Origin of the sequence: Streptomyces flaveolus, from assembly GCF_000716535.1 — a bacterium.
In the GTDB taxonomy this organism is placed as follows: Bacteria; Actinomycetota; Actinomycetes; order Streptomycetales; family Streptomycetaceae; genus Streptomyces; species Streptomyces flaveolus_A.
This window is the reverse complement of record NZ_JNWV01000014.1, coordinates 18074-35749: the sequence shown is the minus strand read 5'-3', so window position 1 is coordinate 35749 and position 17676 is coordinate 18074. Positions and strand designations below refer to the sequence as shown.

Annotated in this window: 17 protein-coding genes; 2 read left to right on the top strand and 15 right to left on the bottom strand. The window is 71.1% G+C overall.

What is annotated here, in order from left to right:
* The first annotated feature begins 4 nt into the window (after positions 1-4).
* Both OO52_RS16235 and OO52_RS16230 read left to right on the top strand, forming a co-directional pair.
* On the top strand, positions 5-829 hold the full coding sequence (locus OO52_RS16235; RefSeq protein ID WP_030644694.1) for a peptidylprolyl isomerase: 825 nt from the start codon (positions 5-7) through the stop codon (positions 827-829).
* A 177-nt stretch (positions 830-1006) separates the two neighbouring features.
* A complete protein-coding gene (locus OO52_RS16230) occupies positions 1007-2236 on the top strand; it encodes a DUF349 domain-containing protein (RefSeq protein ID WP_030644693.1) in 1230 nt (409 codons plus the stop codon).
* Positions 2237-2302: 66 nt separating this feature from the next.
* Here OO52_RS16230 and relA read toward each other — a convergent pair whose 3' ends face one another.
* From relA to pgsA, 15 genes are all read right to left on the bottom strand, one after another.
* Positions 2303-4837 carry a GTP pyrophosphokinase gene (gene relA / locus OO52_RS16225; protein ID WP_030644691.1) on the bottom strand — a complete coding sequence of 845 codons (2535 nt, stop codon included), beginning with the start codon at positions 4835-4837 and terminating at the stop codon, positions 2303-2305.
* Positions 4838-5109: 272 nt separating this feature from the next.
* On the bottom strand, positions 5110-5649 hold the full coding sequence (locus tag OO52_RS16220) for an adenine phosphoribosyltransferase (RefSeq protein ID WP_030644689.1): 540 nt from the start codon (positions 5647-5649) through the stop codon (positions 5110-5112).
* The gene (secF, locus tag OO52_RS16215) at positions 5646-6758 is read right to left on the bottom strand and encodes a protein translocase subunit SecF (protein ID WP_030644687.1); all 1113 of its coding nucleotides are present in this window, start codon (positions 6756-6758) and stop codon (positions 5646-5648) included. The genes OO52_RS16220 and secF overlap by 4 nt, the downstream gene beginning before the upstream one ends.
* 3 nt (positions 6759-6761) lie before the next feature.
* The gene (gene secD, locus OO52_RS16210) at positions 6762-8552 is read right to left on the bottom strand and encodes a protein translocase subunit SecD (RefSeq protein ID WP_030644685.1); all 1791 of its coding nucleotides are present in this window, start codon (positions 8550-8552) and stop codon (positions 6762-6764) included.
* Between the two features lie 142 nt (positions 8553-8694).
* Positions 8695-9192, bottom strand: coding sequence for a preprotein translocase subunit YajC (yajC, locus tag OO52_RS16205; RefSeq protein ID WP_030644683.1), 498 nt, complete (start codon positions 9190-9192; stop codon positions 8695-8697).
* A gap of 188 nt (positions 9193-9380) precedes the next feature.
* Complete coding sequence (gene ruvB / locus OO52_RS16200) at positions 9381-10475, bottom strand: Holliday junction branch migration DNA helicase RuvB (protein WP_030644681.1); 1095 nt, start codon at positions 10473-10475, stop codon at positions 9381-9383.
* A 25-nt stretch (positions 10476-10500) separates the two neighbouring features.
* Positions 10501-11106 carry a Holliday junction branch migration protein RuvA gene (gene ruvA / locus OO52_RS16195; protein ID WP_030644679.1) on the bottom strand — a complete coding sequence of 202 codons (606 nt, stop codon included), beginning with the start codon at positions 11104-11106 and terminating at the stop codon, positions 10501-10503.
* Positions 11103-11642, bottom strand: a complete 540-nt coding sequence (ruvC, locus tag OO52_RS16190) for a crossover junction endodeoxyribonuclease RuvC (RefSeq protein ID WP_030644677.1) — start codon at positions 11640-11642, stop codon at positions 11103-11105. The genes ruvA and ruvC overlap by 4 nt, the downstream gene beginning before the upstream one ends.
* 126 nt (positions 11643-11768) lie before the next feature.
* On the bottom strand, positions 11769-12521 hold the full coding sequence (locus OO52_RS16185; RefSeq protein ID WP_030644675.1) for a YebC/PmpR family DNA-binding transcriptional regulator: 753 nt from the start codon (positions 12519-12521) through the stop codon (positions 11769-11771).
* 65 nt (positions 12522-12586) lie between these two features.
* A complete protein-coding gene (gene pdxT, locus OO52_RS16180) occupies positions 12587-13186 on the bottom strand; it encodes a pyridoxal 5'-phosphate synthase glutaminase subunit PdxT (RefSeq protein ID WP_030644672.1) in 600 nt (199 codons plus the stop codon).
* 13 nt (positions 13187-13199) lie between these two features.
* Positions 13200-14105, bottom strand: coding sequence for a pyridoxal 5'-phosphate synthase lyase subunit PdxS (gene pdxS, locus OO52_RS16175; RefSeq protein WP_030644670.1), 906 nt, complete (start codon positions 14103-14105; stop codon positions 13200-13202).
* A 115-nt stretch (positions 14106-14220) separates the two neighbouring features.
* Positions 14221-14763 carry a membrane protein gene (locus tag OO52_RS16170; protein ID WP_030644668.1) on the bottom strand — a complete coding sequence of 181 codons (543 nt, stop codon included), beginning with the start codon at positions 14761-14763 and terminating at the stop codon, positions 14221-14223.
* A gap of 100 nt (positions 14764-14863) precedes the next feature.
* Positions 14864-16027, bottom strand: coding sequence for a glycosyltransferase family 4 protein (locus OO52_RS16165; RefSeq protein ID WP_030644666.1), 1164 nt, complete (start codon positions 16025-16027; stop codon positions 14864-14866).
* Positions 16024-16932, bottom strand: a complete 909-nt coding sequence (locus OO52_RS16160) for a phosphatidylinositol mannoside acyltransferase (RefSeq protein ID WP_030644664.1) — start codon at positions 16930-16932, stop codon at positions 16024-16026. The genes OO52_RS16165 and OO52_RS16160 overlap by 4 nt, the downstream gene beginning before the upstream one ends.
* Positions 16929-17594 (bottom strand): phosphatidylinositol phosphate synthase, encoded by a 666-nt coding sequence (pgsA, locus tag OO52_RS16155; protein ID WP_030644662.1) that lies wholly within the window; start codon positions 17592-17594, stop codon positions 16929-16931. Before pgsA ends, OO52_RS16160 begins: the two co-directional genes overlap by 4 nt.
* Positions 17595-17676 lie beyond the last annotated feature (82 nt).

Sequence of the window (17676 nt, the reverse complement as noted above, 5' to 3'; positions counted from 1 at the left end):
CCCGGTGGTCAGCCAGGAGCAGCGGCGGCGTCAGCTCGCCCGGGAGAAGTTCTTGCGGCAGCAGCAGCGGCGCACCGAGGCGCGGCGCAAGGCCCGCCTGCGCAACTCCGTGATCGCGTCGGTACTGGGCGTGGTCGTGATCGGCAGCGTCGCCCTGTACACGACCGGAGTGCTGAAGGACGACGGCGACAAGAAGGAGAACGCCAGCGCCCAGGTCACCCCGAGCGCTTCGCCGACCAGCAAGGCACCGGACCCGTGCGCGAAGCCGGCGGCCGGCTCGGCGGAGAAGCTGAGCTGGAAGAAGGAGCCGGCGATGACGATCGACACGTCGGCGAAGTACACGCTGAAGCTCGCGACGACGTGCGGTGACATCGGCATCGCGCTGAAGACGTCGGCGGCCCCGCACACGGTGAACTCGTTCGACTTCCTCGCGGGCAAGGGCTACTTCGACCACACCAAGTGCCACCGCCTGACCACCCAGGGCATCTACGTCCTGCAGTGCGGCGACCCGCAGGGCACCGGCATGGGCGGTCCGGGCTACACGCTCCCGGACGAGAACCTCAAGGACAAGAGCCTGAAGAACAACACCTACCCGGCGGGCACGGTGGCGATGGCCAACACCGGCCAGAAGCACACCGGCGGCAGCCAGTTCTTCCTCGTCTACAAGGACAGCCCGCTGCCGCCGAGCTACACCCCGTTCGGCACGATCGACGCGGCGGGGATGAAGGTGCTGAACAAGATCGCCGCGGCCGGCGAGAACACGGGTGCCGGTGACGGTGCGCCGAACGCGACGGTCGTCATCAACAAGGCGACCGTCACCAAGTCCTGAGGCCGGCCGTCACCAAGTCCTGAGGTCAACGGGGGCGGGGAACAGCCGACTGCCGAATTTCGGTCGCGCTGGATGCGGACAGGTAACCCGCTGGTCGCCTATGTTGGCCGTGACGAAACTGTGGACGATGCCCGGGGGCGCTGAGGCCCCTCGCAGGCATCATGTGGAGGAGGCGCTGTGAGCAGCGACCCGTGGGGCCGCGTCGACGAGACGGGGACCGTGTACGTGCGTACGGCCGACGGCGAGAAGGTCGTCGGTTCCTGGCAGGCAGGCTCCCCCGAGGAGGCGCTGGCCTACTTCGAGCGCAAGTACGAGGGCCTGGTTGTCGAGATCGGCCTCCTCGAAAAGCGAGTGCGGACCACCGACCTGTCGGCGAAGGACGCCCAGGCCGCCATCGACCACCTGCGCGAGCAGGTGGACGCGCACCACGCGGTCGGCGACCTGGACGCGCTGCGGGTGCGGCTGGACAAGCTCGTCGCGACCGTCGAGGCGCGCCGCGAGGAGCGCAAGCAGCAGCGGGCCCGGCAGTCCGACGAGGCCCGCAAGGCCAAGGAGGACCTGGTCGCCGAGGCCGAGCAGCTGGCGCAGTCCGACCAGTGGCGGGCCGCCGGGGAGCGGCTGCGGGCGCTGGTGGACACGTGGAAGGGGCTGCCGCGCCTGGACCGCAAGTCCGACGACGAGCTGTGGCACCGCTTCTCGCACGCCCGGTCGGCGTTCTCCAAGCGTCGCAAGGCGCACTTCGCGCAGCTCGACGCGCAGCGCGAGGAGGCCCGCCGGACCAAGGAGCGGCTGGTCGCCGAGGCCGAGGCGCTGTCGGACTCGACGGACTGGGGGCCCACGGCCGCCCGTTACCGCGAGCTGATGGCGGAGTGGAAGGCCGCGGGTCGCGCCCAGCGCGAGCACGAGGACGACCTGTGGAACCGCTTCCGCGGCGCCCAGGACGTCTTCTTCGCCGCCCGCAGCTCGGTCTTCGCCGAGCGGGACGCGGAGCAGTCGGAGAACCTGAAGCTGAAGGAGGAGCTGGCCGAGGAGGCCGAGAAGCTCCTGCCGATCACCGACCTGAAGGGCGCGCGGGCCGCCTTCCGCTCGATCAACGAGCGCTGGGAGGCCATCGGTCACGTCCCGCGGGACGCGCGGCCGAAGGTCGAGGGCCGGATGCACGCCGTCGAGCGGGCGATCCAGGAGGCCGAGGAGGCCGAGTGGCGCCGGACGAACCCGGAGGCACGCGCGCGTGCCGAGGGCCTGACCGGTCAGCTCCAGGCCGCCGTGGACAAGCTGAAGGCGCAGATCGAGCAGGCGCGCGCCCAGGGCAACAACGCCAAGGCCGACAAGCTGGAGCGGGAGCTGGAGGGCCGTCAGGCGCTGCTGGACCAGGCCCTGAAGGGCCTGCAGGAGTTCGGCGGCTAAAGTCCTCCGACGCACGCAGGAAGGGCCCCGTACGCGCGTACGGGGCCCTTCCTGCGGTGTGCGTGCCTACGACCGGGTGCGGCCCGACGTCACGCGGTAGACGTCGTACACGCCCTCCACGCCCCGGACGGCCTTCAGGACGTGGCCGAGGTGCTTCGGGTCGCCCATCTCGAAGGTGAAGCGCGAGGTGGCCACGCGGTCCCGGGACGTCTGGACGGCCGCCGACAGGATGTTGACGTGCTGGTCGGACAGGACCCGGGTGACGTCCGAGAGCAGGCGGGAGCGGTCCAGCGCCTCGACCTGGATGGCGACAAGGAAGACCGAGGACTGGGTGGGCGCCCACTCGACGTCCAGGATGCGCTCGGGCTCCCGAGACAGGGACTCCACGTTGACGCAGTCGCTGCGGTGAACCGATACGCCGCTGCCGCGCGTGACGAACCCGATGATCGGGTCGCCGGGGACGGGCGTGCAACAGCGGGCCAGCTTGACCCACACGTCCTCGACGCCCTTGACGACGACGCCCGGGTCGGCGCTGGAGCGGCGCTTGCGGCCCCGGGTGCGCGACGGCGGGACCGTCTCGTCGATCTCCTCGGTGGCGGCCTCCTCACCGCCGAGGGCCTGGACGAGCTTCTGCACGATGTTCTGCGCGGAGACATGGCCCTCGCCGATCGCCGCGTAGAGCGCGGAGATGTCCGAGTAGCGCATCTCGTGGGCGAGCGTGACGAGCGAGTCGCCGGTCAGGATGCGCTGGATCGGCAGGTTCTGCTTGCGCATGGCCCGCACGATGGCGTCCTTGCCCTGCTCGATCGCCTCGTCCCGGCGCTCCTTGGAGAACCAGGCACGGATCTTGTTGCGCGCCCGGGGCGACTTGACGAAGCCGAGCCAGTCCCGGGAAGGGCCCGCGCCGGCCGCCTTGGAGGTGAAGACCTCCACCAGGTCGCCGTTGTCCAGGGTGGATTCGAGCGGTACGAGACGGCCGTTGACCCGCGCCCCTATGGTGCGGTGGCCGACCTCGGTGTGAACGGCGTACGCGAAGTCCACCGGGGTGGCACCCGCCGGCAGCGCGATGACGTCGCCCTTCGGGGTGAAGACGAAGACCTCGTTGCGGGACAGGTCGAAGCGCAGGGACTCCAGGAACTCGCCCGGGTCCTCGGTCTCCTTCTGCCAGTCGAGGAGCTGGCGCAGCCACGCCATGTCGTTGAGGTGGTCGTCCTTCTTGCCGGCCTTGGGCACGTCGGTACGCACCTTGGAGGCGCCGGCGACGGCCTCCTGCTTGTACTTCCAGTGCGCGGCGATGCCGTACTCGGCGCGGCGGTGCATGTCGAAGGTGCGGATCTGCAGCTCGACCGGCTTGCCGTTGGGGCCGATGACCGTCGTGTGCAGCGACTGGTACATGTTGAACTTGGGCATCGCGATGTAGTCCTTGAACCGGCCGGGGACCGGGTTCCATCGCGCGTGCACCGTGCCGAGGGCGGCGTAGCAGTCGCGGACCGTGTCGACGAGGACGCGGATGCCCACCAGGTCGTAGATCTCCGCGAAGTCTCGGCCTCGCACGATCATCTTCTGGTAGACGCTGTAGTAGTGCTTCGGGCGGCCCGTGACGGTCGCCTTGATGCGGGCGGCACGGAGGTCGGCCTGGACCTCGTCGGTCACTATGGCCAGGTACTCGTCACGCTTCGGCGCCCGCTCGGCCACCAGCCGTACGATCTCGTCGTACATCTTGGGGTAGAGGATCGCGAACGCGAGGTCCTCCAGCTCCCACTTGATGGTGTTCATGCCCAGGCGGTGGGCGAGCGGCGCGTAGATCTCCAGCGTCTCGCGCGCCTTCTTCTCCTGCTTCTCCCGCTTGAGGTAGCGCATGGTGCGCATGTTGTGCAGGCGGTCGGCGAGCTTGATGACCAGGACGCGCGGGTCCTTGGCCATGGCGACGACCATCTTGCGCACGGTCTCGGCCTGCGCGGCCTCGCCGAACTTGACCTTGTCCAGCTTGGTGACGCCGTCGACGAGCAGGGCCACCACGTCGCCGAAGTCTCGGCGCAGGTCCTCCAGGCCGTACTCGGTGTCCTCGACGGTGTCGTGCAGCAGCCCGGCCATCAGGGTTGCCGGGTCCATGCCCAGTTCGGCGAGGATCGTGGTGACGGCGAGCGGGTGCGTGATGTACGGGTCGCCGCTCTTGCGCTTCTGGCCGCGGTGCCAGCGCTCGGCGACCTGGTAGGCGCGCTCGATCTGGCGCAGCGTGGAGTTCTCGATCTTGGGGTCGTTGCTGCGCACTATCCGCAGCAGCGGCTCCAGGACCGGGTTGTACGGGTTCGCGCGCTGGACGCCGAGGCGGGCGAGGCGGGCCCGGACGCGGTTGGAGGAGCCGGTGCGGGTGGGCGGCGTGGCCGGCTGGCGGACCACGGGCGGCTGCGCGGGGCGCTCGGGAGGGGCGGGCTTGGGGCGCGAGGACTCGGCGCTCTTCTCGACGGGCGCGGACTGGGCGTGCTCGACCGTCCCGCGGGTGTCGTTCTTCACGTGGGAAGCGTTCGGCGCGGGCTTCGCCGCGGGGGCCGAGGCGGGCTCGGGCTTGGCGGCGGTCAGTGGCTGGGCCTCGTCTGGCAAGAGGGCTCCTCGTGCGCGATCCGGGTCCCCCGGTCAGGCTCCGGAAACCCCATGGTAGCGATCCTGAGCCCGGTCATCGCCTGGAGGCGGTTGTGAGGACCGTCTACCTGTGCAACGCGGGGGGCCGCCGGGGGATTCCGGGAGGTGTCCCCGGGGGGTCCTCCGGGTGTGCGGTGCGTGTCCGTACGGCGACGGCCGCCGCGGTGGGCGCATGGCCATACGACGACGGCCGCCCCGGTGTCCCGGGGCGGCCGTCGCGCTGTGCGGATCGGTCAGACCTGGAGGAGGGCCGTCAGCGGAGCCGCGCCGAGGGCCGGTTCCAGCCGGGAGCGGCCGTCCAGGAAGCCCAGCTCCATCAGGACCGCGAGTCCGCAGACCTCGGCGCCCGCGCGGTGGATGAGCTGGATCGCGGCCTCGGCGGTGCCGCCGGTCGCGAGCACGTCGTCCACGATCAGGACGCGGTCGCCGGTGACCAGGTCCTCCGCGTGCACCTCGATCTCCGCCGAGCCGTACTCCAGGTCGTACGCCTGGCGCAGGGTGGCCCCCGGCAGCTTGCCCGCCTTGCGGACGGGGATGAAGCCGAGGCCGGCGCGGACGGCGACCGGGGCGCCGAGGATGAAGCCCCGGGCCTCCAGGCCGACGACCTTGGTCGCGCCGGTGGTGGCGGCGATCTCGGCCAGCTCGTCGGTGAGCGCGGTGAAGGCCGCCGGGTCGGCCAGGAGCGGGGTGATGTCCTTGAACATCACCCCGGGCTCCGGGTAGTCGGCGACGTCACGGATGCGGCTGAGCAGCAGCTCCTTGATGTCGGTCATCGGCGCTTCCCCGAGGTCCGGCCGCGGCCCCGGCCACGGGACGCGGGCTGGTTGCGCGGGCCCACCACGGCGGGAGCGGCGTCGTCGGTGTCGTCACCGGCGCCTGCCTGGGCCTCCGCGGGGAGGTCCCCCTCCGCGCCGGCCTGGGCCCGCTTGGCCAGGACCCGCTTGGTGAGCGCCCGCATCGCGGGCTCGCGCTCCTTGAGGTCGGCGACGAGCGGCGTGGCGATGAAGATCGACGAGTAGGCACCGGCCGCGAGGCCGACGAACAGCGACAGGGAGATGTCGTTGAGGGTGCCCGCGCCCAGGAAGCCGCCGCCGATGAAGAGCAGACCGGCGACCGGCAGCAGGGCGACGACCGTGGTGTTGATGGAGCGCACCAGGGTGCCGTTGATCGACCGGTTGGCGATCTCGCTGTAGGTGAACCGGGTCTGCTTGGTGATGTCCTTCGTCTGCTCCTTGAGGCTGTCGAAGACGACGACCGTGTCGTAGAGCGAGTAACCGAGGATGGTCAGCAGACCGATGACCGTGCCGGGCGTGACCTCGAAGCCGACCAGGGCGTAGATACCGGTCGTGATGGTGATGTCGTGGATCAGGGCGACGAGCGCCGCGACGGCCATGCGCCACTCGAAGGCGATCGCCAGGTAGATCACGACGAGGACCATGAAGATCGCCAGGCCCTCCCAGGCCTTGTTGGCGATCTGCTCGCCCCAGCTCGGGCCGACCAGGTCGGCGGCGAGCTTCTCGGGGTCGAGGTTCAGGTCCTTGGCCAGCTCCTGCTTGATCCTGTCGGACTGGCCGGTGTCGATGCCGGCGATCTGGATGCGCAGGCTGCCGTTGCCGAGCTTCTGCACGATCGCCTCGTGGCCGGAGGCCTCCTTGGCGTACTCCTCCGCCTTCGCCACCGACGTGCTCATGCTCGTGGGCGTCGTGAAGACCGCGCCGCCCTGGAACTCGATGCCCAGGTTCAGGCCGCGCACCGCCAGGCCGAGGATGGCCGTGATGGTGATCAGGATCGAGACGCCGTACCAGATCTTCCGCTTGCCGACGAAGTCGTAGGAGATCTCGCCGCGGTGCAGTCGAGCGCCGAGGTTGCCGAGTTTCGACATCGCTCACGCCTCCTTCGGGTCGACAGGGCCGGCGACGGGACCGGCGGGACGGCGGGTGCGGCGCAGCGGCGGCTTGGCCCCGAGGCTCTTCGGGTCGAGACCGGACCACTTGTGGCCGCTCGCGAAGAACTTGCGGCGGGCCAGGAGCGTCATCAGCGGCTTGGTGAAGAGGAAGACGACGACCACGTCGAGCAGCGTGGTGAGGCCCAGGGTGAAGGCGAAGCCCTGCACCTTGCCGACCGTGACGATGAACAGCACCGCGGCGGCGAGGAACGACACGAAGTCGGAGACCAGGATGGTGCGCCGGGCGCGCGGCCAGGCCCGCTCGACGGCGGGACGCAGCGTGCGGCCCTCGCGGATCTCGTCCCGGATGCGTTCGAAGTACACGATGAACGAGTCCGCGGTGATACCGATGGCGACGATGGCGCCGCAGACGGCGGGCAGGTTCAGCGCGAAGCCGATGGCCGGGCCGAGCAGCGACATGATCACGTAGGTGAGGATCGCGGAGACCATCAGGGACGCCATGGCCACGAGGGACAGGCCGCGGTAGTAGACCACCAGGTAGATCACGACCAGCGCGAGACCGATCGCGCCGGCGAGCAGACCGGCGTGCAGCTGCTCACCGCCGAGCGCGGCGGTGACGGTGGTGACGGACTGCTCCTGGAAGGACAGCGGCAGGGCGCCGTACGACAGCATGTTGGCGAGGCTCTGCGCCTCCTCCTGCTTGAAGCTGCCGGAGATCTCCGCCTGGCCGCCGGTGATGGCCGAGCTGACGTACGGGCTGGAGACGACCTCGCCGTCGAGGACGATGCCGAACTCGTTCTGCGGGGGCTGGTTCTTGGCCAGCTCGCCGGTGATGTCGGCGAACTTCTTGGCACCGCTGCCCGTGAAGGTCATCTGGACCTGCCAGCCGGCGGCGCCCTGGGTGTCGAAGACGGCCTGGGCCTTCTTCACCTCGGTGCCGTCCACGGCGGCGGGGCCGAGCACGTACTTGTACCAGGCCTTGTCGATCTGGCCGCAGGCCACGGTCGACTCACCGGGCTTGGCGTTCTTGCCGGCGTTGGCGCGGTCGGTGGCCTTGCTGCAGTCCAGGGCCGCGTACTGGGCCTGGAGCTTGGAGTCCTGGTTCGTGCCGCCGCTGGGGGTGGCCGAGGGGGTGGCCGACGGCTTGCCGCTGCCGGAGGCGGAAACGCTCGGCGAGGGGGTGGAGTCGGCCTTCAGCGCGTCGGTGACGGCGCGGCCCTGGGAGGTCGCCGTGGCCGTGGGGGACTCGGAGCCGGACGAGGAGGCCTTCTGCGGCGAGGAGGCGCTGGAGGACGGGCTCGTGCTCGGCTTCGTCGAGGAGCCGCCGCTGGGGGACGCGCTCGGCGAGGGGCTCTGCGCGGCGCCGCCGCTGGGCTCACTGGCCAGGACCGGCCGGAAGTACAGCTTGGCGGTGGTGCCGACCTGCTCCTGGGCCTCCTTGGAGTTGGTGCCCTTGGGGATGTTGACGATGATGTTGTCGTTCCCCTGGGTCTGCACCTCCGCCTCGGAGACGCCGAGGCCGTTGACACGGCGGTTCATGATGTCGACCGCGGTGTCCATGTTGGCCTTGTTGATCGCGGACCCCTGGTCGGCCTTCGCCTTGAGCGTGATGCTCGTGCCACCGGCGAGGTCGATACCGAGACGCGGAGTGGTGTGCCCGGAGAGGAACATCCCTCCGGTGAGCGCCACGATGGCGATCAGGATGAGGGCCAGCGAGCGCCCTGGCTTGCTCTGGGCGCTCGCGCTTCGGCCCCTCTTAGGTGCTGCCACCTTCTCGTACTCCCTCTCGGGCCGCCCCGCGCCCGGTCGGCGCGGTCGGCCATGACATGGTGTCGGGTTCCCGTGCGGGAAACAGACGCGCCCGGGACGCGCGGGGCGCCATCATGCCGCCGCCGCACCTCCCGGGGCGTGACTACTTCGCGTCGGAGTCGCCGTCGGTCTTCTTCGGCTCGTCCTCCGCCTTGGCCTCGGCGGCACCGGCCGCGTCGGCGTCCTCGGCGGCGTCCTTCTTACCGAGATCGACCTTGTCGTCGGACGCGGCGGCAGCGGCGGCGGATCCGTCGGTCTCGTCGGTCTCGGTGAGGGAGGAGGCGTCGTCCGGGACGAGGTCGGACTTCAGGTCGTGCTCGATGCCGTGGACGATGCGGTTGTACTCGTCGTCGGTGAGGACGGCGCCGATGGCGTTCTTGGCGAAGAGGAGGTCGACGCCCGGTCCGGCGTCGAGGAGGACCGTGTCCTCGTTGACCTCCTTGACCGTCGCGTACATACCCCCGATCGTGCGGACACCGGAGCCGGGCTGCATCTCGTTCCGCATCTGGGCGGCCTGCTGCTGCTTCTTCTTGGCCGAACGCGTCATCAGGAACATCGCCGCGATGAGCACGATGAACGGGAGAAGGGTATAGGCATTCACGGGACGGAATTTCCTTCGCGCGACCGCGCGGGTGAGCGGCCTGTTGATGGGGGTGTGGTCGGCGCCGCCCACAAGGGCGGCATCGGCGGAGTCTAAGCGAGTCCGCTCTCATGGAACAACGCTCAGCATGGCACTCGGGTTCCTCCCCGGGCCACCACCCTCGCCGGGCTGTGGCCATCCCGTGGCCGTCACGCCCCGAACAGGTCCTGTTGTCCGTTTCCCGCCCCGGAGGAGCGCGGTGGCGTGAGGCCGAGATGCGACCATGCCGCGGGTGTGGCGACCCGGCCGCGCGGGGTGCGGGCGAGCAGGCCCTCGCGGACCAGGAACGGTTCGGCGACCTCCTCGACGGTCTCCCGCTCCTCCCCCACCGCGACGGCGAGGGTCGACAGACCGACCGGTCCGCCGCCGAACAGCTTCAGCAGGGCCTCCAGGACCGCGCGGTCGAGCCGGTCGAGGCCGCGCGCGTCGACCTCGTACACGGCGAGGGCCGCGGCGGCGATGTCGCGGGTGATCAAGCCGTCGGCCTTGACCTGCGCGTAGTCGCGGACCCGGCGCAGCAGGCGGTTGGCGATGCGGGGCGTGCCCCGGGAGCGGCCGGCGATCTCGGCGGCGCCGTCCGGCTCGATCTCGACGTCCAGCAGGTGCGCCGAGCGGTGGACGACGCGCTCCAGCTCGTGCGGCTCGTAGAACTCCATGTGCGCGGTGAAGCCGAAGCGGTCGCGCAGCGGCGGCGGCAGCAGGCCCGCGCGCGTGGTGGCGCCGACCAGGGTGAACGGCGGCAGCTCCAGCGGGATCGCGGTGGCGCCGGGGCCCTTGCCGACGATGACGTCGACGCGGAAGTCCTCCATCGCCATGTACAGCATCTCCTCGGCGGGCCGGGACATGCGGTGGATCTCGTCCAGGAAGAGGACCTCGCCCTCCTGGAGGGAGGAGAGGATCGCGGCGAGGTCGCCGGCGTGCTGGATGGCGGGGCCTGAGGTGATCCGGATCGGGGCGCCCATCTCCGCCGCGATGATCATCGACAGGGTGGTCTTGCCGAGGCCCGGCGCCCCGGAGAGCAGCACGTGGTCGGCGGTGGCACCCCGCGCGCGTGCGGCGCGCAGGACGAGGTCGAGCTGTTCGCGGACCTTCTCCTGGCCGATGAACTCGCCGAGGTCCTTGGGGCGCAGGGCGGCCTCGACGGCCTGGTCCTCGCGGTCGGCGACAGAGCCCACCAGCCGCTCCGCGGCGGGCCCGGCGAGCCCCTCCTCGGCGGCGCTGTCGGTCGTGTCGTCCCAGTTCACGAAGTTCTCCTAGCGGTGGCGCAGGTCAGCGGGCGCGGTTCAGGGTCTGCAGGGCGGCCTTGAGCAACTGCCCGACCTGGGGCGTGCCGCCCGCGGCCTCGGCCTGCGGGGCGACGGCGGCGACGGCCTCGTCGGCCTCGCGGGTGGCGTAGCCCAGGCCGATCAGGGCCGCGTGCAGCTGGTCGCGCCAGCCCTGGCTGACGGGCGCGCCGACCGCGGGAGCGCCGACGGGCGCGCCGAGCCGGTCCTTCAGCTCCAGCAGCAGCTTCTGGGCGCCCTTCTTGCCGATGCCGGGGACGGCGGTGAGGGCCTTCTCGTCACCGGTGGCGACCGCGCGGCGCAGCGCGTCCGGGGTGTGCACGGCGAGCATCGCCTGGGCCAGGCGCGGGCCGACGCCGCTCGCGGTCTGGAGCAGTTCGAAGACCTGGCGCTCGTCGTCGTCGGCGAAGCCGTACAGGGTGAGCGAGTCCTCGCGGACGACGAGGGAGGTGTGCAGCTTGGCCGGCTGGCCGATCCGGAGCGTCGACAGCGTGTCGGGTGTGCACTGGACGGCCATGCCGACGCCGCCGACCTCGACGACCGCTGCGTCGGGGGCGAGCGCGGCGACCGTGCCGCTGACGAAGGCGATCATGCCGTACGGCCTTTCGTTGCGTGGACTGCCTGGCGGGCGACCGCCTGCTGGAGCCGGTTCTGGGCGGGGGCTCGCCAGATGTGGCAGATGGCGAGCGCGAGGGCGTCGGCGGCGTCGGCCGGCTTGGGCGGCGCGGCGAGCCGGAGCAGCCGGGTCACCATGGCGCCTACCTGTGCCTTGTCGGCGCGGCCGGTGCCGGTGACGGCGGCCTTGACCTCGCTGGGGGTGTGCAGGGCGACGGGGATGCCGCGCCTGGCCGCGCACAGCATGGCGACGGCGCTGGCCTGGGCGGTGCCCATGACCGTGCGCACGTTGTGCTGGCTGAAGACGCGCTCCACGGCGACGAACTCGGGGCGGTGCTCGTCCATCCACTGCTCGATGCCCTGCTCGACGGCGAGCAGCCGGTGGCTGAGGTCGGCGTCCGCGGGGGTCCGGACGACCCCGACGCCGAGCATGGTGAGCGGGCGGCCCGCGACCCCTTCGACGACACCGACCCCGCACCGGGTCAGCCCGGGGTCCACCCCCAGTACGCGCACGCGCGCCCCTCCCTCCGGTCACCCGATCGCTTGTTTGTGCAGGCTATCGGGTGCCACTGACAACGCCGTACAACGCGACGGGCCGACGGGTGTGTCCCGTCGGCCCGGTCAGCCAGCCGCTAGGCGTTACGCGTCGACCTTCTCCATGATCTCGTCGCTCACGTCGAAGTTGGCGAAGACGTTCTGCACGTCGTCGCTGTCCTCCAGGGCGTCGATCAGCTTGAAGATCTTCTTCGCGCCCTCCTCGTCCAGTTCGACCTGCATGGTCGGGACGAAGTTGGCCTCGGCGGAGTCGTAGTCGATGCCGGCCTCCTGGAGGGCGGTGCGGACCGCGACCAGGTCGGTGGCCTCGCTGATGACCTCGAAGGTCTCGCCGAGGTCGTTGACCTCCTCGGCGCCCGCGTCCAGGACGGCCATGAGGACCTCGTCCTCGCTCAGCTCGCCCTTGGGGACGATGATGACGCCCTTGCGGTTGAACAGGTACGACACCGAGCCCGGGTCGGCCATGGAGCCGCCGTTGCGGGTCATGGCGACGCGGACCTCGGAGGCGGCGCGGTTGCGGTTGTCGGTGAGGCACTCGATGAGTACCGCGACGCCGTTCGGGCCGTAGCCCTCGTACATGATCGTCTCGTAGTCGGCGCCGCCGGCCTCCAGGCCCGCGCCGCGCTTGACCGCGGAGTCGATGTTCTTGTTCGGGACCGACGACTTCTTCGCCTTCTGGATGGCGTCGTACAGCGTCGGGTTGCCCTCGGGGTCCGCGCCGCCCATCCGCGCCGCGACCTCGATGTTCTTGATGAGCTTCGCGAAGAGCTTGCCGCGCTTGGCGTCGATCACGGCCTTCTTGTGCTTCGTCGTGGCCCATTTAGAGTGGCCGGACATCTGCCTGTCTCCTTCGCGTAACCCATCCAGATACGAACGCCAGAGATCCTACAAGGACTCTCGTCCTACTCCGGTGTCCGGTGCGCGCGCACCATGTCGACGAACAGGGAGTGCACGCGGTGGTCGCCCGTCAGTTCCGGGTGGAACGACGTGGCGAGCGCGTTGCCCTGGCGTACGGCGACGATGTGGCCGTCGTGCTCGGCGAGCACCTCGGTCCCGGCGCCCACCGACTCCACCCAGGGGGCGCGGATGAAGACGCCCTCCACAGGATCGCCCGGGACGCCCTTGACGTCGACCGCTGCCTCGAACGACTCGTTCTGCCGTCCGAAGGCGTTGCGGCGCACGATCATGTCGATGCCGCCGATGGTCTCCTGGCCCGAGCGCGGGTCGAGGATCTTGTCGGCGAGCATGATCATGCCCGCGCAGGTGCCGTAGACCGGCATGCCGGCGCGCACGCGCGCGCGGAGGGGCTCCATCACGCCGAACAGGATGGCCAGCTTGGAGATGGTGGTGGACTCGCCGCCGGGCAGGACGAGTCCGTCGACCTCGGCGAGTTCCTCGGGGCGCCGCACCGGCCTGGCCACGGCGTCGGCCGCGGCCAGGGCGATGAGGTGCTCCCGTACGTCGCCCTGGAGGGCCAGGACGCCTATGACGGGGGTGTTCATGGGTTCCAGTGCCTTACCAGCCGCGGTTCGCGTAGCGCTCGGCCTCGGGGAGGGTGTCGCAGTTGATGCCGACCATGGCCTCGCCGAGGTTGCGGGAGGCGTCCGCGATGATCTTCGGGTCGTCGTAGAAGGTGGTGGCCTTGACGATGGCGGCGGCGCGCTTGGCCGGGTCGCCGGACTTGAAGATGCCGGAGCCGACGAAGACGCCCTCGGCGCCGAGCTGACGCATCAGGGCGGCGTCGGCCGGGGTGGCCACGCCACCGGCGGAGAACAGCACCACCGGGAGCTTGCCCAGCTCGGCGACCTCCTTGACCAGCTCGTACGGGGCGCGCAGCTCCTTGGCGGCGGCGTACAGCTCGTGGTTGTCGAAGCCGCGCAGGCGGGCGATCTCGTTCTTGATCTGGCGCAGGTGGCGGACGGCCTCGACGACGTTCCCGGTGCCGGCCTCGCCCTTGGAGCGGATCATCGCGGCGCCCTCGGCGATGCGGCGCAGGGCCTCGCCCAGGTTGGTGGCGCCGCAGACGAAGGGGGTGGTGAAGGCCCACTTGTCGGAGTGGTTGACCTCGTCGGCCGGGGTGAGCACCTCGGACTCGTCGATGTAGTCGACGCCGAGGGACTGCAGGACCTGGGCCTCGACGAAGTGGCCGATGCGGGACTTGGCCATGACCGGGATCGAGACGGCGTCGATGATGCCCTCGATCATGTCCGGGTCGGACATGCGGGCCACGCCGCCGTCCTTGCGGATGTCGGCCGGGACCCGCTCCAGGGCCATGACGGCGACGGCGCCCGCGTCCTCGGCGATCTTCGCCTGCTCCGGCGTGACGACGTCCATGATCACGCCGCCCTTGAGCTGCTCGGCCATGCCGCGCTTCACACGGGCGGTGCCGGTCTCGGGAGCCTGGTTCTCGATGGTGGACACGGGTGACCTCACTGAAGGGAAGAGGGTTTTCTGCACCGCCGAGGAAACGTGAATGGACCAGGCCACAGCAAGGGCCAATGGCAAGCCGGTGGATCCTTTTTGGTCCACCCGGCGTTCAGGAGACCCTCTCGACCAGGGCAGCGGGCGGCTCGTCGTCCATCTCGACGGCCAGCGGGAAGGGGGCGTGGCCGGCCAGCCGGAACCAGCGGACCTTGCGGTGCTCACGGAGTCTGCGGGCGGCGCCCACGGCGTCGTTGTGGAAGCGGCGGGCCATCGGCACCCGGCGGACGGCCTCGGCCAGCTCACGGGCCGCCTCCTCGCCACCGGGGGCCTCCCGTACGGCCTCCACCTGCGCCGGGTCCGCGAAGACCGCCCGCAGCGCCTGGCTCAGCTCGCTCTCGGCCACCTCCCGCTGCTCCTCCTCGGCCTGCCGGGCCGCGTGCGCGGCCTCGTACAGCACGATCGAGGCGGCCGGATCCAGCACGCCCGAGGTCGCCAGTTCCTGCGCCACGGAGGCCCGCCGCAGCAACTGGGCGTCGAGCGCGGCCCGGGCCGCGTCCATCCGCACGTGCAGCCGGTCCAGCCGCCCGGCCGTCCAGCTGAGGTACACGCCGATGGCGAGGAGCGCGACGAGGATCCAGATGAGGGTTGCGGTCACGACGGAAGGCTATCGGCTGCGCAGACGGCCCCCAGGGGCCGGTTCACGCCTCCCGGAGCGCCGGCGCGACTGCTCCCGCCCCGCTCCGTACGGCCCCGCCTCAGTCCCGTGCCAGCCCGAACCGCGCCCTCAGGCCCGTGGTCCGTTCGTCCGCGCCCACCGCTGCCGCGCCCGCCGTCACCGTCTCGTAGACGGACAGGATGTCGGCGCCGACCGTGGACCAGTCGAACCGCCGTACGTGGGCGCTGCCACGCTCGCGCAGTTCGGCTCGGCGGGCCGGGTCCTCCAGCAGCCGTACGGCCGCCTCGGCCAGCGCGTCGGCGTCCTCGTTGGTGAAGACCTCGCCGGCCTCGCCCTGGTCGAGGACCTGCACGAACGCGTCCAGGTCGGAGGCGAGCACGGGGGCGCCCGCGGACATCGCCTCGACCAGGATGATGCCGAAGCTCTCCCCGCCGGTGTTGGGGGCGACGTACAGGTCGACGCTGCGCAGCAGCCGGGCCTTGTCCTCGTCGCTGATCATGCCGAGGAACTCCACGCTGGAGCGCAGTTCCCTCGGCAGGTCCTCGACGGCCGCCTCCTCGTCGCCGCGGCCGGCGACCAGCAGCCGGGTCCCGGGGCGGGCGGCCAGGATCCGCGGGAGGGCCCGCATCAGGACCGGCAGGCCCTTGCGGGGCTCGTCGATGCGGCCGATGAAGCCGATGGTGCCGCCCTGCCACTGCGGCTTGGGCTCGGCCTCGGCGAAGAAGTCCACGTCGACGCCGTTGGGGATGACCACCGCGTCCCCGCCGAGGTGCTCGACCAGGGTGCGGCGGGCGTACTCGCTGACCGCGATCCGCGCGCTGATCTTCTCCAGCGCGGCCTGGAGGATCGCGTACGCGGCGATCATCGCGCGCGAGCGCGGGTTGGAGGTGTGGAAGGTGGCCACGATCGGGCCGGACGCCGCCCAGCAGGTCAGCAGGCCGAGCGAGGGTGAGGTCGGCTCGTGGATGTGCACCACGTCGAAGGCGCCCTCGTGCAGCCAGCGCCGTACCCGCGCGGCCGACAGGAACCCGAAGTTCAGCCGGGCCACCGAGCCGTTGTACGGCACCGGGACCGCCCGGCCGGCCGAGACGACGTAGGGCGGCAGCGGGGTGTCGTCGTCCGCCGGGGCGAGGACGGACACCTCGTGGCCGAGCCGGAGGAAGTACTCGGCGAGGTCGCGGATGTGGAACTGGACGCCACCGGGCACGTCCCAGGAGTACGGGCAGACGATCCCGATTCTCACGCGGGTCCCTTCGCGGGGTCGAGGTCGGCGAGCCACAGCCGCTGGAGCATGTGCCAGTCCTCCGGGTGGTCGGCGATCCCGGTGGCGAAGGCGTCGGCCAGCGCCTGTGTCATGACAGACGTCTTCTCGGCCCGGGTACCTGATTCGGGGACCTCGATCGCCGGATGCACACGGCCCTTCATGACGGGCGATTCGTCGTACCAGAGGGTGACGGGCAGCAGCAGCGCGCCGGTCTGCTGGGCCAGCAGGGCCGGTCCGGCCGGCATCCGCGCCGTCTCGCCGAAGAAGTCGACCTCGACGCCGGAGGCGGACAGGTCGCGGTCGGCGACCAGGCAGACCAGGCCGCCGTCGCGCAGCCTGCGGGCCAGGGTGCCGAAGGCAGCGCCGCCGCTGTGCGGCAGGACCTCCATGCCGAGGCCCTCCCGGTAGGCGACGAACCGGTCGTACAGCGTCTCGGGCCTCAGACGCTCGGCGACCGTCGTGAACGGCGTCTTCAGCTCGGTGGTGACCCAGGCGCCGGCCAGGTCCCAGTTGGCCAGGTGGGGCAGGGCGAGTATCACGCCCCGGCCGGCGGCGAGGCCGTCGGTCAGGTGGTGCACGTCCTTGGGGTCGAAGCCCGTCCGCACGCGCTCGGCGCTCCAGGCCGGCAGCCGGAAGGACTCCATCCAGTAGCGCAGGTACGAGCGCATGCCCGCGCGGGACAGCTCGGCCAGCCGCTCCGCGGTGGCGCCCGGCACCACGCGCGCGTAGTTGGACTCCAGCCGCTGGACGCCCTTGCCGCGCTGCTTCCAGGCGAGGTCGGCGATGGTCCGGCCGAGGCGCACCGCGACGGGCTCCGGGAGCTTCTTGACGGTGCTCCAGCCGAGCCCGTAGAGCGCGTCGGTGAGCCGGTCGGCGGCGCTCACTGCGTCGCCTCGCTCGTGCTCTGCCGGGCCGCCGCCTCCGCCTCGGCGGACTCGCGGCGGACGGTGACGACCCGCTGGATCAGCGTGACCAGGCTGCCGGCGGCGACGATCCACAGGGCGATGGGCAGCAGCCACTGGATGCCCGGCACGCCGAACTTGTGCAGGCCCGCGAAACCGGCCGCGACCAGCGAGATCACCAGCCGCTCGGCGCGCTCGACGAGCCCGTTGACGGCGACCGGCAGCCCGATCGACTCGCCGCGCGCCTTGGTGTACGACACCACCTGGCCGCTCGCCAGGCAGAAGATCGAGACCGCGCACAGCACGTTGTCGTCGCCCCGGCCCGCGTACCAGAGCGCGAAGCCGCCGAAGATCGCGCCGTCGGCGACCCGGTCCAGGGTGGAGTCCAGGAAGGCGCCCCAGCGGCTGGAGCGGCCGAGCTGACGGGCCATGTTGCCGTCGACCAGGTCGGAGAAGACGAACAGGGTGATGACGACCGTGCCCCAGAAGAACTCGCCCCTGGGGTAGAAGACCAGCGCGCCCGCGACCACCCCGGCCGTGCCGATGAGCGTGACCGTGTCGGGGCTCACGCCCCGGCGGATGAGAAACGCGGCGAACGGTGTGAGGACACGCGTGAAAAATGCACGCGCGTACTTGTTCAGCATGGCCTTCCCGACGGTCGGTGTCGCCGCGGCCCCTGGTGGCCGCCGGCTGGCCCATCGTAGCCACGCGCGCGTGTGCGTGACG